Origin of the sequence: Trichodesmium erythraeum IMS101 (assembly GCF_000014265.1) — a bacterium.
Lineage (GTDB): Bacteria > Cyanobacteriota > Cyanobacteriia > Cyanobacteriales > Microcoleaceae > Trichodesmium > Trichodesmium erythraeum.
In genome coordinates this window covers 7648403-7665249 of the sequence record NC_008312.1, presented here as the reverse complement: position 1 = coordinate 7665249, position 16847 = coordinate 7648403, and the positions used below count along the sequence as shown (strand labels likewise).

10 protein-coding genes and 3 pseudogenes are annotated in these 16847 nt (G+C 33.8%); 7 read left to right on the top strand and 6 right to left on the bottom strand.

Going from position 1 to position 16847, the window contains the following annotated elements; translation table 11 throughout:
• Window positions 1-244 precede the first annotated feature (244 nt).
• The 4 genes and pseudogenes from TERY_RS24190 to TERY_RS35680 form a co-directional block, all read left to right on the top strand.
• Window positions 245-1624 (top strand): SpoIIE family protein phosphatase, encoded by a 1380-nt coding sequence (locus tag TERY_RS24190; RefSeq protein ID WP_011614220.1) that lies wholly within the window; start codon window positions 245-247, stop codon window positions 1622-1624.
• Between the two features lie 39 nt (window positions 1625-1663).
• Window positions 1664-2089 (top strand): ATP-binding protein, encoded by a 426-nt coding sequence (locus TERY_RS24185; protein WP_011614219.1) that lies wholly within the window; start codon window positions 1664-1666, stop codon window positions 2087-2089.
• Window positions 2090-2764: 675 nt separating this feature from the next.
• Window positions 2765-3667 carry a S66 peptidase family protein gene (locus TERY_RS24180; protein WP_155994619.1) on the top strand — a complete coding sequence of 301 codons (903 nt, stop codon included), beginning with the start codon at window positions 2765-2767 and terminating at the stop codon, window positions 3665-3667.
• Between the two features lie 2027 nt (window positions 3668-5694).
• Window positions 5695-5874 (top strand): annotated as a pseudogene (locus TERY_RS35680) (IS5/IS1182 family transposase); the annotation flags it as partial.
• A gap of 93 nt (window positions 5875-5967) precedes the next feature.
• Here TERY_RS35680 and TERY_RS24175 read toward each other — a convergent pair.
• Both TERY_RS24175 and TERY_RS34190 read right to left on the bottom strand, forming a co-directional pair.
• Window positions 5968-7797, bottom strand: a complete 1830-nt coding sequence (locus TERY_RS24175; protein WP_011614217.1) for a P-loop domain-containing protein — start codon at window positions 7795-7797, stop codon at window positions 5968-5970.
• Between the two features lie 901 nt (window positions 7798-8698).
• Window positions 8699-9323 (bottom strand): annotated as a pseudogene (locus TERY_RS34190) (transposase); the annotation flags it as partial.
• Window positions 9324-10033: 710 nt separating this feature from the next.
• Here TERY_RS34190 and TERY_RS34185 point away from each other — a divergent pair.
• On the top strand, window positions 10034-10201 hold the full coding sequence (locus tag TERY_RS34185) for a hypothetical protein (RefSeq protein ID WP_155994618.1): 168 nt from the start codon (window positions 10034-10036) through the stop codon (window positions 10199-10201).
• Here the strand turns inward: TERY_RS34185 and TERY_RS35670 are convergent.
• Window positions 10173-10337 (bottom strand): annotated as a pseudogene (locus tag TERY_RS35670) (IS630 family transposase); the annotation flags it as partial. The gene TERY_RS34185 and the pseudogene TERY_RS35670 sit on opposite strands and share 29 nt — an antisense overlap.
• Before the next feature lie 919 nt (window positions 10338-11256).
• Window positions 11257-11400 (bottom strand): hypothetical protein, encoded by a 144-nt coding sequence (locus tag TERY_RS34180; RefSeq protein ID WP_155994617.1) that lies wholly within the window; start codon window positions 11398-11400, stop codon window positions 11257-11259.
• Between the two features lie 17 nt (window positions 11401-11417).
• Here TERY_RS34180 and TERY_RS34175 point away from each other — a divergent pair, with 17 nt between their 5' ends.
• Entirely contained in the window at window positions 11418-11603 is a 186-nt protein-coding gene (locus TERY_RS34175; RefSeq protein WP_047155828.1) for a hypothetical protein, read from the top strand.
• A 671-nt stretch (window positions 11604-12274) separates the two neighbouring features.
• Here TERY_RS34175 and TERY_RS24165 read toward each other — a convergent pair.
• Entirely contained in the window at window positions 12275-12376 is a 102-nt protein-coding gene (locus tag TERY_RS24165; RefSeq protein WP_044137056.1) for a cytochrome b6-f complex subunit PetL, read from the bottom strand.
• Window positions 12377-12459: 83 nt separating this feature from the next.
• Between TERY_RS24165 and aroB the strand changes: the two genes are divergently transcribed.
• Window positions 12460-13551, top strand: a complete 1092-nt coding sequence (gene aroB / locus TERY_RS24160) for a 3-dehydroquinate synthase (RefSeq protein WP_011614215.1) — start codon at window positions 12460-12462, stop codon at window positions 13549-13551.
• 1526 nt (window positions 13552-15077) lie between these two features.
• On the opposite strand, the gene TERY_RS26080 is transcribed toward aroB, so the two are convergent.
• The gene (locus tag TERY_RS26080; RefSeq protein WP_011614214.1) at window positions 15078-16274 is read right to left on the bottom strand and encodes a HEAT repeat domain-containing protein; all 1197 of its coding nucleotides are present in this window, start codon (window positions 16272-16274) and stop codon (window positions 15078-15080) included.
• Window positions 16275-16847: the final 573 nt, after the last annotated feature.

Below are 16847 nucleotides of genomic sequence, written 5' to 3'. Positions count from 1 at the left end.
TAAGTCACAGGAAAATCTCATGATACCTGTCAAAGTTAGGGAGAAGTTTACCTAATCAACAATAAAGCAATATAATGATATGTTACTAGTCCGCGAAAATAATGCTACGATTTAATGTACTTACTCCCTATTTTAAATGGAGATTTGATATTATAAATCAAAAAGGTAGGGCTAGGTTGCAATTATTTCCTAGTCATCAGTGCCTAGCCTCTATATTATTAATAGGTTAAGGGTATTATCAACAATGGAATCTATAGAAGAAAACCTTAGAAAAGAACTAGATGGGTTGCGACAGGAAATGGCCAAAGTAGAAGAAGAACTAGCAGCCTTCCGACTAGCCCAAAAGGTATTAACAGAAGTAACAACAGGATGCAACTCTAACCCAGGAGGGATTATTAGAGCAGCTTTACAAAAAACTTTAGATGTTTGTGCTGATGTAACTGCAACTGAGAAGGGAAGTTTATTTTTACTAGATCCTACATCTAAGAAAGTAGTAGACGCTATTCTTACTCGCACTGAAGTAACCTCAGAACAACGGGCTAAATTGATAGGTAATGTTAGAGACAAAGGGCTTGCAGGTTGGGTAAGTCGTCATCGTGAGATAGGATTAATTACAGATACAGAAGATGATGATCGTTGGTTAACTTTACCTAATCAACCTTACATCGTTCGTTCAGCATTGGGGGTTCCAATTATCAATGGTCAAGATTTGCTTGGTATTATTACTTTATTGCACTCTGAACCTAATCATTTTACTAAGAGAATGGCAGAGTCAATGGAGGCAACTGCAGAACACATAGGGTTAGTTCTAGAAAATGCCAGACTTTATGGGCAACTAGATACTTATTCCAAAGCTCTTGACAATGAATTAGAAAAGGGTAGACAAATTCAGATAGATTTTCTTCCCTACGATATCCCTCAGTTGGATAATTGGGAAATAGTTGCCTGTTTTCATCCAGCAAAGCAAGTAGCCGGAGATTTTTACGATGCTTTTACCCTGCCCAAGGATCAAATAGGGTTGGTTATAGCAGATGTTTGTGATAAGGGAGTCGGTGCAGCATTGTTTATGGCTTTATTTCGCAGCTTAATTCGTATCTTTTCTGTTGGGGAAAGTAAATTACAAGAAACTGCAACTTCAGTTAATTTAATTCACCAGAATGCTCTTCAAGCTGTTCGCCTTACTAATGACTACGTTGTGCAAAACCATTGGCAAATGAGTATGTTTGCTACATTATTTTTTGGGGTGCTAGATCCAGAGACAGGTTTAGTTAGTTATGTGAATGGAGGACATGAACCACTTTTTATTATTAATCAAGATGGTATCATAAGGCAAATACTAAATTCTACTGGACCTGCTGTAGGGATGATGCCAAATATGAAGTTTGAAATTCAGGAAGTTAAGTTAGAGCCTGGAGAAATGCTCATAGGTTATACTGATGGCGTGACTGAAGCTAAATGTCCTGAAGGAAAGTTATTTACAGACAAAAGGCTGAAAGAATTGGTGGAAAAACCGGCTAATTCTGCATTAGAATTGATGAGTCGCATTAAAGAGAAATTATTTGATTATATAGCAGATGCAGCACAATTTGATGACATTACGGTGTTAGCTGTGCGAAGAAGTTAGATCAAGCTATTAGTAAAAAGATCAAAAACAGGAGAATTTATGGAGGCATTAAAAGTACAAGGAAAGCTAGATAGTCTAGGAAAAATTCGCGAATATGTTAAGTCAGCAGCAAAAGAAGCAGGTTTAGAAAAGAAACCATCATATAACTTATGTTTAGCAGTAGATGAAATAGCAACAAATATTATTACTCATGGCTATAATGATAATGGATTAGAAGGAAACATATATGTAGAAACTAAAATAGATGAACAAAGTTTAACTATTTATATTGAAGATACTGCGATACCTTTTGATCCTAAGAAAAAAGAAGCAGTTACCCAAGAAGATTTACAAAAAAGTTTAGAAGAACGTCCAATTGGTGGCTTAGGAATTCACTTGGTACAAGAAAGTGTTGATGAATTTATTTATGAGTATAAAGGGGATCGTAATCGTAATATTTTAGTTGTGAATAGGATAACAACATAATAGACTTTGCTAGTGGGTGGCTATAGTTTTTTTGATCGCGATAATACTCTACATCACTAGCACTTTTTGTTTTAGCGATAATTAAAGGAGAGTAGGAGTATTTTTTATGTATGGGTTGTTTACTAAAGACTACTCACTTAGAAAGCTTTTCAAATTTTTTCTTTTCAGATATAATTTGATTATATTCTATTAATGTTTTCAATTGCTAAAAATTAATACTGATAACTGATAACTCTTTTGCTTCCTTTGGAGTAGTGATTTATATACTCTAATATTTTGTTCATTAGTATTTTTTTTTACAAAAACGACCCTACAATTATCGCTTAATTTTTATTTTGGAGACGTCTATTGATTTGATTTTTAATTTAATTCAAAAGAAGAGTTATTTTACTTCTTTCTCTATTCTTTGGGTTTATCTGCTGAGATGGGCTCTATATTATTAATTAACAGAATCAGAGTATTATCAGCAATGGAATCTACAGAAGAAAACCTCAGAAAATAACTAGATGGGTTGCCACAGGAAATGGTCAAGCTTGAAGAAGAACTAGCAGCTGTCCGAGTTTTACTTACAAGAGCAGATACGGTGATTGATGTGATATTATTAATGGGATATATATTTTTTATTTCCTCCTTATTCTCTAATATATACTTTATCAAGCAGGAAACTGCTATAATATTTTGAATCAAAACTATTTAAAACCAGGTGACTTATTACAAGTTATTTCACCCAGTGGCTGTTTGGGAGAGTTGGATGCTTTCAAAAGAGGATTACAAATTTGGCGATCACATGGCTATCAAGTGGAACTCACTCCTAACTATGACAAGCAGTGGGGTTATTTAGCAGGTACAGATGAAAGTCGCTGTAGTCAATTAGTGGCAGCTATTAATAATGAAAATTGTCGTGGTATTCTTTGCTCTAGGGGTGGTTATGGCGCTACTCGTATACTAGAAAACTGGCAAGGCATCAATAATTATTCATCGTCTACTCCTAAATGGTTGATTGGTTTTTCTGATGTTACAGCTCTACTCTGGACTTTTAGCAAGATGGGCTTTCTCTGCATTCATGGTCCATTATTGGCTACTTTATCTGCCGAACCAAAGTGGTCAATTAAACGACTATTTGATTTGGTAGAGGGTCGGCCCCTAGAACCTCTAACAGGAAATGGTTGGGGTGGTGGCCAAGCAAAGGGATATTTAATGCCAGCAAATTTGACTGTAGCTGGTCATTTATTAGGTACTAAGTATCAACCAGATTTAACTGGGACAATTTTGGCTTTAGAAGATGTAAATGAAGCTCCTTACCGCATTGACCGAATGTTGACTCAGTGGCGTATGGCGGGTCTGTTGGAGCAGGTTAAAGGTATTGCTCTCGGGCGGTTTAGTAAGTGTTCCGGTGGAGTAGTAAATCATACTGAGTTTACTGTTGAGGAAGTATTGCGCGATCGCTTGGTGGATCTAAATATTCCCATTGTTTCTGACCTTCCTTTTGGCCATGATAGTCCTAATGCTGCTTTACCTGTGGGAATAGAGGCTAATCTTGATGGAGACAAAGGTATTCTAGAAATTAAGAGGAATTGACATTTTTTCTGGCTGTTAGGTCCAGGGAAACAAGCGATACTTATACTATTTGTCAAAAAAATACTATACCTGATACTGCTATCACATAATATATGTAAAAAAATTACTTATTCATATTATTGATAACTTGCTTACCTAGCCGGAGCAGGCGAATTAAAATTGTTTATTATACCTACTTTTTCTAAAGCATCAATGATAAACTGCTATCCTGTTAATGAAGCTACAACATCCTAGTTAATATTTAGTAGAATTTCCTTAAATATTTTCTCAAAAGGTCTGATGAATCTCCAAATATTATCCACTTCAGTTTTTGTTTTATTGCTAACCATAACCTTTCTATCAGGTTAATTTCTGGAGAATAAATTGGTTGAAATATGAGAATAATATTATCAATAATTGTTAGGTTTAATGGTTAATGATATCCAGCATTATTTACTTTAATTATATGTAAATCATTAGGGTAGTTAGTGGGAAAATATCTCCAAAAATCTTTTCAAACAAAAATCATCTAAATTATTAAACTTATAGCAAAAGCTTTCTCCTGAATTAGTTTCGTTCCAACCCATATAACCACAAATATTTATACTACTATTATTGAGTTTCTTAATCGCCTAACTATTTTTATTCAAAAAACTCTTGAGTTTTTCAATTTAAATAACTTTAATTTTAATTGAAGGATATTTCAATTGGTCGGTTAGATATTTTGATAATAATCCGTGGCTTTTCTTTACAAATACTTTTTCCTATATAACTAAGCAAGTATTTTTAAGAAGTTCCACACCCTCCATTGCACAAACAATATGATTTTTTTAATTATTTGCAGACGACACTAACACGCTTCCTAAACCTTTCAATTGCTTAATTTATAAATTGAGATCTTCAATTTTATATCTAGTCAAGAGATTCAAAATCTACATCCATAAGTGATTATTGATTCAGGTCATTAGTGAAAATATATTCTGCAAACTTTGGCAGACACAATTACCCAAAATATTTTCACTTTTTTTCTGGTTAAAAGCCTTTAGTTTTTATTTTTTCCCCCTAGAATTTTTCTGTTTTATTCAAATTTAGGTATTAAAATTATTTGTATATTTATACACCACCTGTATCATCAATAGGCGCGATTCCTTTTTAAAGGACAATAATAAATTCTTATATCATGATCTATTTATGCTATTAATCTTTGTGTTGCATACCAACTATCTATTAATACTATTTTAAATTGTATTTCATTATTTTTTATAGCTATTTTGTATCATTTATTCAACATGATATATTTTGCTTTTATTGTCAGTATCTGGGTCATAAATTCTGTAATCTATCTCTATGCAACAAACAGTTGTACGATGACATTCTAATAACATTGATATATATTCAATAGTATCTGCTGGTCTTATTAAGTATCAATATAATGCCTGTAGTTTTTGCTTGAAAAACAATTGCTGTCTGTCGGGATAATATTTATTGGAGTTCTTCGGCCCATTCCAGAATATTTAATTTAACAAGACACGCCATATTATTCACTGTTTTCATATCCAGTAAACTATAGCATTTTTTTTTGAGAAATGGTATCAGACCCCTGGCTAAAGATTTTACAACATTTATTTTACCGTAATCATTATTTTTTTATTTTCCTACCTTCAATACTTTTTTATGGCTATGGCTATCTTTAGCTTTTTTTACAAACAGTCTCTGATATAAAACATAACAAGACTTTTAATTTTTTAACTAGATCGCTGGAGTTAATTTATGCTTTATTTGGTCTTGATAATTACCCAATATGTTCATTTTTATTGTTTTTTTTGTTGAATTATCTACCCTTTTTTATCATATTTTTAAGAGTATTTAAACCCTTTTTTTTTTGAATAAATAATCAACTAAAATAGGGGGGGAGTTTATGAACGCGAAGTGTTCACCAACTCCCCCTTATTCTCAATAAGCTTTTCATTTGACTTGAATTATTATTCAGCTTAACCTGTAAATTCCTTGATATATCTATCTCTCAGCTAGCTTTTCACCACGTCAGGGTGCTGCGTCCTCAAGAATCCAAGGGTTTCATTCTCCTCAAAAAGTGTTGGGTGGTTTAGCGCAACTAGGGAGGGTGGAATTGGTATTGACGCTGTCCTCAAGACTACGAGCATTTACCTCAAAACTCCCAGACCATGATTTACATCGCCATGATTCGTCTCATGGTTCGGCGTTTAGCACCCATTGGTTACACCCCTATCCCTTTTCAAACAACCTCTAAGTTAGAGATTACTTTTCAATTTTGACTTGGGGGTACACTGAGCAATACCCAATTATTTAACTACCAAAGTTCGCAGACGATTTATTGCTGCCACTAACTCAAAACGTCGGAATAGAGCTAAATCTCCTTGTGGAAAAGGAACTAAAACATCCAAACTCTTGGATTCAATATCTGCCATAACAGCATCAATAATTTCTAATAATGTCCGATTACTATCCATATATTGTTTTTTAGCATAAACCATAGCGGCACCAATTGCCCTTAGTTGGTCTTTACTAACCAATTGTTCCACTGCAGAAAGATCAACATCTTCACTCCCAAACACGACTTCATCAAGATCTCGTACTTTTAAACGCACATCTCGTCGCCCCCGACTAGGGTCTAAACTTTCTGGTAATGGTATTCGCGATCGAATTACACCAAATTTTTCACCACCTTCAGCTGTACGACCAGTAGCATATTTTTCAGCAATCTCCTTAGCTTTTTCTGTAACTTCTTGGGCTTGGAAGTTTTCCATCGCAATGATTTTATCTGCTATCTCAAAATAGTCACCACTACCACCCATTACTAAAATAGTTGAGACTTGATAATCCGTATATAACTGTCGTACCTTATCAATAAAAGGTGTAATTGGTTCTTGTTCTTTAGCAATCAGTTCTTGCATTCGGCGATCGCGAATCATAAAATTAGTAGCTGCTGTATCCTCATCTACTAAAAACACAGGCGTAGTAGCTGTAGTTGTAGTTTCTTCAAGGTTACTATTTCCCAGACCGGCCTCCAAAGCTTCCATAATGTTTGCAGCTTGAGATGTACTACCACTAGCATTTTCAGTAGTAAACTGAGTAGTCGAACGATTTTGAGGCAACTGATTAATAAAAGGAGAAATATCTACACCAGCAACACTACGACCATCCTCTGCTCTAATTTTAATTGCTGCGGGATCTGTCACTACAAATTCACGTCCATCATCAGGAACATGATTATAAACCCCTCCTTCAATTGCTTTGAGGAGAGTAGATTTACCATGATAACCACCACCAACAATCAATGTCACCCCTTTAGGAATTCCCATACCAGAAATTTTACCTTGATTTGGGCATTCAAACTCTACTTCCAGAGAAGGGGGAGATTTAAATGGCACTACTTCCTCGGATGATAAAGGGCGATCATCAACTCCACTCCTACGGGGTAAAATTGCCCCATTAGCAACAAAAGCCACTAAATTTTTTTCTGGCAACTGTTTCCGTAACCAATCTGTATCTTCTACTGTTTCTACATGACGGCGACAAACATCAGCATCTAATTGTTCATATTTGAGAGTCCGGTGAACAATATATGGGATATCATCACAAAGCATTTCTGCTGCTTGCCTACCTAAAATCCTACGACCACCAGCAGGTAATCCTACTACTAATCGAACTTCTACACCCTTTTGACTGCTTAATTTTATAGGTTTTGCCCTTTCTAAAGCTGGGTTTGAGCCAGGGGCTGGCTTAGGAACTGGAGGCGCTAGCTTAATCAGGTATACTGATGTCCGTTCTAGAACTTCTTGTCCCATTTTAGTAATTGCTATCATTCCACTCTTGCCTGTCCCACGCCTTCCACTGACTTCGTAGGCCATTCTGTCAAATTTACGAGTCAGGAAATCTCGTAAGGCCATTTCTCTAATAGGAGTTTTATATAGTTCTGGAGGAAAGCCAGAAACAGTATAGGGCAACTGTACCCGAAGTTTACTAGGGGCTGCAAAGGGGTCTCCTTGAACATAGTCAATAATTAGGGTAAAGTCAGAAAATTGGTAACTACCTTGAATGTCTCTGTAGGCTTTGTAGTTAGCGTTATCTAAGTCTAAGAGTTTCTTCCTTAGAGTTTGTTGATTAGTCATTTTTCAGGTGTAAGATGTCGTTTTAGTTATCAGTTATCATTATCTCCGGCTGAAGCCAGAGGCTTGAAATACTGAAGTTTACTTTTTTATTCCCTTTAAAGGGAAGACTATTGACCTTATTTTTTGGTCATTTTATAGATTTGAGATTTAACGATTAATTTTTTAGTCAGTGCCCGTAATAATAGATCTTAATTTTAGAGATTAGAATATATTTCCACTAGTAACCAAAAAGCTTACACCAAAATTTATGATTATGCTCTAATAATAGCTATTGTTTTCAAGATGATGTAATTTAATGTAAACATTTTATAATACCTTAAAAATTATTTTATGTCAAGCTAAATACATAAAGTTTAACCCTGGTTAAACCTTCGTATATTAGAGCTCACGGGGTGACAAGCTAGCTGGAAAATAGATATATCAAGGAATTTACAAGTTAAGCTGAATAATAATTTAAGTGCAATGGAAAGCTTATTGGGAATAAGGGGGAGTTGGTGAACACTTCGCGTTCACCAACTCCCCACCCATATTTCAGGTTTATTTTTTATTCAAAAAAAAAGATTTTAAATCCTCTTAAAAATAAGATTATTCAAAAGGGTTGATAATTAAACAAAAAAACAATAAAAATGAATATATTGGGTAATTATCCAGACTAAATAAAGCAGAAATGGAGTCCAGCGATCTAGTTTAAACATTAAAAATATTGCTATATTTGATATCAGTGCATAAAACTGTACAAATATCAAAATCATCAGCTTTTTTTTCCTACCAATTCAATCTAAAAGTCGCCGAAAATACACAGGATTAGCTGATCTTAACAATCATTGACAAATAATATCTTTTCTGATCTGAATTTTGCTCCGAAGAATTTAGAGCAAATAAGCGTACAGTTTATCAATCATTCTTTTTCCGATAAGTCTTGATTAATTGTCATTAAATATTCTCGATATGCTTGAGAGTTATGGTAAGTTGCTCCATCCCAAAATATTGCCAATTTATTACCGGTCTTTGCTTCTGCAAATATTTAATGAATTCCATAGTACTTTTAGTATTTCCACTTTTTTAATTCTTGCACAATAAATTCTTTAGTTTGATAATCTAAAGCGCCATAATAAGTCTGTTTTTCTTTTTCATTTTTCATTACAATTTCTATTCTTTCATCTGTTTTTACCCAAGTAAAACCTAATATATCTATACATAGAAGAGAAAATTCATTAATGATAAAAACTGTCAAATTTTCAGCTTCTATTTCGGGTTACCATTTAGCTAACAACTTCTCTATATTTTTTTATTTTAGCTTTTACTAATTTATCATTTTTAGTAAGATTATTTTTTTAAGTTTTTTCTCAACTTATGCTCGCTTATTTCAGCAATTTATAATAACTTTGATTATACTAAAAAACCACATCATATTGCTTCTATAAATAGTTTTTTAAATCTGATAACCCAAGATAATCTTGTACCCTCAAGCACTAAATTGTTTCGTCTTTTTCGACCGCCTTTAAGTAACCTTGTTTCCCAAGATAGCTGAAGCATTAAACTTTTATTTCAGCAATTTATAATAACTTTGATTATACTAAAAAACCACATCATATTGCTTCTATAAATAGTTTTTTAAATCTGATAACCTAAGATAATCTTGTACCCTCAAGCACTAAATTATTTTGTCTTTTTCGACTGCCTTTAAGTAACCTTGTTTCCCAAGATAGCTGAAGCCTTAAACTTTCTCAACCATGAAATCATACTTGGTTTTTCCATTCGCTTTCTAAACTGCTGAGTTACATTTAATAATTCTTTGATTTCATGGTAGTATTTTTCCTGAAAAGCTCATTTTGACGGCCTAGACTATTTTAATTTCTGTGAGCTCTTTTTTTTGATTAATAAAATCATCTAGTTTATCTATAATATTCATTTTTTTTCTTTTTCTTAGACATGTTATTCTTACTATTACATCTGTTGCGACCAATATGGGATTGCTATATCATGTTGATGAAAAAAGTTATGCTCAAAACATCTATACTTTCCATTTTTACAAAAAAATACAGCCCAAATCAAGGGTGGTAGTAAATATTGTAAACTAGAGCGATTAAAAGTAACAGTTGGCTCAAAAAAATTATTATTAAATCAAAAAATTACTAAAGTTAAGCAAGTCTGTCTCAGCAATTTGTTAATATATCAAAAAGCGCTAAATCAACCAGAAAATCTAGCATAAACCTGGTAAATTATTAGTAATTTATTGTCATCAGATAAAATTAATAAAGCATATAGTCAAAGAATGAAAATTGATGCCATATTCAAAGATTGTAAGAGTGGAGGTTACAATATTGAAGGAGCAAAAGCAAATGAAACTAGATTAAATATAGCAATTCCCATAGCTATGATCTACAGTAACAACAATGGGTAAACCAATTGCGAATATCTTGTTGACTAACTTTTAATATAGCCGAGGTAATGGTATTAATTCAATCTTTATAATTTCTTGCTTTAACTTTTATTTAAATAGCTTTCACTTTTGACCAAAATTTTTCAATTGGAGAAAAAATAGTTAATTTTTTATGATTAATTAAAATTAATAAAATTTACCTTTTTTCTGATTTTGCTGGCTATTAAAATTGAACTATTTTTCAATAAAAGTGGGGATGTAGTATGAGAGCTTTACACTCAAACTAAGTCTTATTTCTATCAATAAGGGTTTTCTTTTAATTGAAGTATTATTAAATTCCTAAACGCAAATTCCTTTCTATCTATGCTTTTCAACTAGCTTTTCATCCCGTGAGGGTCTTGATAATTACCCAATATGTTCGTTTTTATTATTTTTTTGTTGAATTATCAAGCCTTTTTTATGACTTTGTTGCACAAAAGATGATTAGATAGCAAAAATTAAGAAGTGAAGATAATATAAAAAACTGTAGTTAGTAGGTCTGAGCAAGAGTAAATCTAAGTCCAAGTCCAAGTCATTGTATCGGCTCAAAAACTTTTCTGAGTATGATATTCAAGATATTACCAACAAAACAGATAAAGTATTATTCCTTAAACAGAAATACTACTCACCTCAAAAGGGAAAAACCCCTAATGGCAAAATTACCACCAGGTAGGCTATCAGAATTTGCTTCTTGAATAAAAAGCTGAATCTTAGGTTTGTACTATGGGGGAAATATAAATCAACTATTAAATTTTAAGATGGCGGTTTTGGGCATATCCATGTCAGTGGGGAAGGGTGTCAATATTTTTCATCAAAAACCAGTCTTTTTTTAAGACTTCAAAAAGCGAAATTTATCAAGAGAGACTATTAAGTAGTCCCTGGCAGCACTTTGACAAAACAGAAGCCAGTGTAGGTGCTCTCAATTATACCACAAATATAGTGTGTAATCCTTATACAATCTACTTTACTACTCCCAACAAAGAGCGATTAAGTTAACTTCAAGGTTTAGGTAAATAGACCAGAACATGACTTTATTCTCAACTTCTTTCCGTTCTAACTTCACAACTGTGAGTGGTGATCAGCAGCTTGGTAGAACCAAAACGATTAACTGTTACCCTGCATCTGAGGGTTTCTGTTGGTGTTGGAGCATCCCCAATTGCCATTGCATAATAACCAGGCACAGTTAGCTGCTTGAACTATGCTAACTCGACGCCATATCAATTATGGAACTCAGACGATGGAGGGGAGGGCATCTTGGGATACTTTTATGTCCCTGGTTGCTACTGCTCGTCAGCTAAGATTAAGGTTTTTTGAATATTTACGCGATCGCATTTCTCAGACGATGAATGTTTCTGCTGTCGCAACTATTATTTGGTGGTGTTAGCCGTATCGCTCCTTTATTCATTCCTTTGGTTGGTCTTGACAACTATAAATCATTGCCTACCCCATCATATTGAGTAGATACAAAATCACTATTGTTAAAACTAGAGTAAAAAATAACTACAAAATCATTGCGAGCCCTAAATTTTATTGTGGGCTTCTTCAATTATTAGCTCAACTAGTCTGAGAGTAACTGATGTTTGACTATGTAAATAGTTTTTCCTATTTTTACTGCTAGCCTTTTGATAAAATTCTAGACTAATTGATGTCTACAGTCGTGACAACTTAAAGAAAGGACGAATTAGTTTCGGCTGAGTCTGGTTATATAAAAGCGAAGTTGGTGATGGCGATCGCAAACCTGATTTCAGGCAGTTGCTATTTGTGCCTGGTTAATACTTTCTACTTGAAATATAGCCTAGATAAATAAAGGGAGAAATTTGATTCTGGCTCCATGCCAACAAAAGTGGTAATTTAGAGTTTTTTTGTAGTCAAATAATCTCCCAAATCTTCAGGTTTCATGGACCTTATGGTTTAATTTCTATGAAGCCTTTTCCTCCATTAGAAAGTCAAGCTTTTTGTCCTGTACTTAGAATTTTACTAGGCATATTTCACCTCTATATTCTAATAACCCCCGTCAAACTACTAAAAAAGTCTAACGGGAGAAGTTTTAGAATTCTAAATTAACTTCACAATACGTAAGCCAAACATCAGAACTGCAGCTACACCTAAAGCAGCAACAAAAATCCCAAAAAAAGCAATAATTCCTTCAACAGTCATTAAATTTTCTCCAAAATAGCTAATATAATTATAATATTAAGTTTAATACTTAATGTTCAAAATAGCAAAGTTCTAAACCACTTATGGCATCCATCACTGTTCAACTTCCCCAAAAATCCTATGAAATAGCGATCGCTTCAGGCCACCTCGACCAACTTGGCAGAAAAATGGAATCCCTCAACCTGGGAAAAAAGGTCTTGCTGGTATCCAACCCAGAAATATTTGCTCATTATGGCGAAAGAGCAATTATCTCACTCCAAGAAGCCGGTTTTGATGTCTCGGACTGCATTCTCCCCTCAGGAGAAGAATATAAAACTCCTCAAAACCTTAACTGTATTTATGATGCAGCTTTAGCACACCGTCTCGAACGCTCTTCCACAATAGTCGCTCTTGGTGGTGGAGTAGTTGGGGATATGACCGGGTTTGCTGCGGCAACTTGGTTACGCGGTTTGAATGTAGTACAAGTTCCTACTTCTCTTTTGGCGATGGTCGATGCTGCTATTGGTGGAAAAACAGGAGTTAATCATCCTCAAGGCAAAAATCTTATCGGTGCTTTCCATCAACCACGGTTAGTCTTAATTGATCCAGAGGTACTAAAGACTTTACCCTTGCGAGAATTTCGGGGAGGGATGGCAGAAGTGATCAAATATGGAGTTATATGGGATGCCGAGTTGTTTTTTCAAATGGAAAATAGTCAGAGTCTTGATGACATTAACAATTTAACACCAGGGTTATTAGAGGAAATCTTGATTAAGTCTTGCCAAAGTAAAGCACATGTGGTAGCAAAAGATGAGAAAGAATCTGGGTTAAGAGCAATTTTGAATTACGGTCATACCATAGGTCATGCAGTGGAAAGTTTGACTGGTTATACCGCGGTGACTCATGGTGAGGCGGTCAGTATTGGGATGGTGGCAGCAAGTGGGTTAGCATTAGAGTTAGGAATGTGGGATGAGCAGAGCGATCGCCGTCAGTTAGTCTTGATAGAAAAAGCTAGTTTGCCAACCAAACTTCCGGATGGCTTGGATATTGATGATATTTTGGTTTCTTTACAGACAGATAAAAAGGTAAAAGCAGGTAAGGTACGATTTGTTTTACCTACTGGAATAGGATCAGTTACAGTGACAGATAAGGTAAGTCAAGATGTGTTGAGGAGAGTATTGTTGAGAATCAGTTAATGCAGTCAGTAGTTATATTATATTACTGATAATTAGTCATAAAAAGTTTTTGAAACTTGATATTTTAGAGAGTATCTGTAAAAAAAAATTAAAATAAAACAATGGGGAAGTAAAACAGAGAAAATGGAACTCGTCAACCAGAGGTAAAATATTGATTACATTACTCCCAAAGCCTATTCCACGATAAGCCTTACTCAGTTATGGTAAATTGAAAGAATATCTCAGCTATATTTGAAGGATTAAGTGACATAGAATGGAAATTATTTGAAGATATTTTTCCTATTTCACCAGAAAAAAGAGGTAAAGATATGCCTCATACTCCATTTCCATATTTACAATCATATCCTTCTCACTGCCTAAATAACAGGTTATCGTTGTTGTTATGTAACAACTTGAGAGATTTGGGCTTCCAAGGGTTCAGCACACAGATGGCTGAAGCGTTGGGAAGAAGATGGAACTCTCAAAAACCTACAAGGACAAATTCTAGGAATTGCAGAAAACTAAGGACTAATCAATTATGGCTCCGCAGCCGTGGAGGGCTATTTTTCCCCTTTGTCAGGGTGAAGGAGAGGATGTAGCTTGCTGCCATAAAGGGAAGGGGATTTGAATTTATACTTTGATCCTAGGAAATGGATAACCAGTAGCTAACTGTACTACCCCTGCTAATGGCAATGAAAAATAACAGCTAATTCCGGTAAATTGATAGTACGAATCTGAAAACTGATAAAGGAGGTCGTCCACGTAAAGAATTCTAAGTCATTGCCACTGAGAAAGGATATCATTGTCAACGACAAAGATAAGCAAGGTATGGAAGAGGGATTAGACTTCAAATGCTAAAACGACTTTGGAAAGGCAAAAAAAACTAGGAAATGCGATCAAATTTTCTGTACCTCATTTTTAATAAGAGGGTTGTTTTGCCTAGTATCAACCTAAATATCGTTGCCTAGTTGTACAAAGGGAGCGTATTTCTGCTTGTATTGAAGCAATTGTAGCGATCGCCACTATAAATATTTGGATTAATCGCATTTTATTAGTGGGATAGGTTCATATATCATAGAGCTAAAAGTAATTATACTATCCTATGTTTAGTATTAGTTATGATCATGTTTTTTTCAGGCGATCGCTATAAATTATAGACCGATCAGTCTCTTTAGTATACGCTATATATATTGTCTTTACGTAAGTCCTGATATAATATACTATTTACTACTTCTGTGAAATTAGCATTTGGTTTTAGCCCTCGTTGAAAGAGGTTTCGGTAGCAGAGGTTCGAGTAGTTCCCACTCACGAGGGCTTAGAGCTATGGCTAAAGATTTTCACGATAGTTATTTGACAGTGATCATTATTTTTTTGATTTTCCTACCTTCAATCCTTTTTCATGGCCATCTTTAGCTTTTTTTTGACAAACAGTCTCTTAGCATTACTATACAGGACTACCTAATATTTGTACCTCAAATACTTGGAATTTTGTCTCAACCATTACTATTTGATCAAGTCAATATTCTACTTCCTATTCTCTATTCCCTTCATCTTATATTGGTTCTATTTAACTTTTTTAAAGCCCATTTTGCTGTTTCTTCAACTTCTGGATCTGAGTCATACTCTGCTTGTTGTAATAAGTTGGTGCTTTGAATTATTAACTCATAAATTCGTGTTAAATCTCGGATAGCATTCTTTCTTACTTCAGCATTATCATTCTGTAGTGATATTGCTAAAGCTCTATTCATTGGTCTTAATGTTCTAGTACCAATTTCTGAGAGAGTTGCTAAAATTAAACTTTGCTGTTTAGAATCAGAATCTATGAGTAAATTAACTAATGGTTGAACAGCTCTAGAATCTCCTTTTTGACCAAGCTTCCAAATAGCTTGATGTCGTTTATTAGGATCAAAATTTTGCAATTCGTGAATCAACTGCTCAACAATATTAACTTCAGGCCAAGAATAATTATTTTTGTGAGTAATATTGTCAAAGTTAGAATCTTGAACGATATAATTTTTATCAATTGTTTTTGATGAATTTAGTTGAGTTTCTTTTTGCTCATAGTTATTATCTTCTTTGCGATCTATAGAAGAATTACTCTCAACTATAGGAAATGTTTCTGCTTCAATTTCTTGATATTGATAATGTGATTTGGAGCTATTTTGGGGAATTGGTACATAAGTATTTTCCCCTAAGTCTTTTTGTGCTTCAGGAACAAAATAATCTAAAGAATTTTCAGTATAAGCCACGGAATAGTTTTCGGAAGATACTGAGGACTTTTGGCTATTGAGTTGAGGATAGTTATTTTTTAAATCAGATGAATTTACTTCTGATATTTCCTCTGGATCTAAATCTTTAGGCTCATTATCGTCAAACAACTTGAGTAAAAGGAAAACCGCTATGCTAGTGACTAGAACAGATATTATACTTATCAAAAGAAATAGTGTTTTTTGATTTCCTAAAGCTTTGAGGATAGAACTAATTAGTAATAGTACTTTTGAATCAGAAGAATTTGATTTTTTATTTTGATATTCCTTAGCTTTTGAGTCACCATCTTGAGCAATATATAGAGGAACTAGAAAATTAACTTGATGAGATTCTTGTACGTTTTCTGTTTCTTTCAAGGTACGATTACTAAATTTACCTATGCTGGAATCATCAATTGTCGCTCTACTCGCAGTGGGAGAAAAGCAAAAGAAAGTAAACCATGTAATAATCAAAAAAGTGGATTTATAGTCTATCATGATGTTCTTTCATAATTTTTCTGAGTTACTTTTTAAAGACTAATAGAGAATTTCTATCAGAGTACTTCTGGCTGAAGCCAAAGCTTTGAGACCTTATTTTTTTTATCATTAGAGTTTAGTTTGAGCTTCCCTACTATTAGTTAAAAATCAGCAAATTATGAAAATTTTTAGACAAAATCTGGAAGCTTTACCTATAAAACTACTTTTTAAAATTATGAATAATTAATAAACTATAATTATACTATATGTGTAGCAAAAACAGAAGTTTAAAATAGTACAGTTAAACTAAGGATTTAAAAAGACTCTGGGAGATGATTGGTAAACTGAGCTTTCAGTAATTTGGCAAAAATTAATTAAACTTACTACCAAGCTTAAGTATAGTAAAGAGTTCAGGCACTTCATATTTACTTTATAAATCAGCAAGTTTGAAATAATGCCAAATTTTGACTTTTTTTTCTAGAAGTTGACTATCTAGAGTATTAGTTTCTACTAAAGCATTTGAAATAAATGTTATGAATAATCTGAGATGAGAAACTATTTGTCAAACAAATCTTAAGAAGGGCCTGAGTTTTT

What these genes read in the sequence shown, in the direction of transcription:
- TERY_RS24190 (WP_011614220.1), top strand. Translation starts at nt 245, where the DNA reads ATGGAATCTATAGAAGAAAACCTTAGAAAAGAACTAGATGGGTTGCGA.
- TERY_RS24185 (WP_011614219.1), top strand. Translation starts at nt 1,664, where the DNA reads ATGGAGGCATTAAAAGTACAAGGAAAGCTAGATAGTCTAGGAAAAATT.
- TERY_RS24175 (WP_011614217.1), bottom strand. Translation starts at nt 7,797, where the DNA reads ATGACTAATCAACAAACTCTAAGGAAGAAACTCTTAGACTTAGATAAC.
- TERY_RS34175 (WP_047155828.1), top strand. Translation starts at nt 11,418, where the DNA reads ATGCTAACTCGACGCCATATCAATTATGGAACTCAGACGATGGAGGGG.
- TERY_RS24165 (WP_044137056.1), bottom strand. Translation starts at nt 12,376, where the DNA reads ATGACTGTTGAAGGAATTATTGCTTTTTTTGGGATTTTTGTTGCTGCT.
- aroB (WP_011614215.1), top strand. Translation starts at nt 12,460, where the DNA reads ATGGCATCCATCACTGTTCAACTTCCCCAAAAATCCTATGAAATAGCG.
- TERY_RS26080 (WP_011614214.1), bottom strand. Translation starts at nt 16,274, where the DNA reads ATGATAGACTATAAATCCACTTTTTTGATTATTACATGGTTTACTTTC.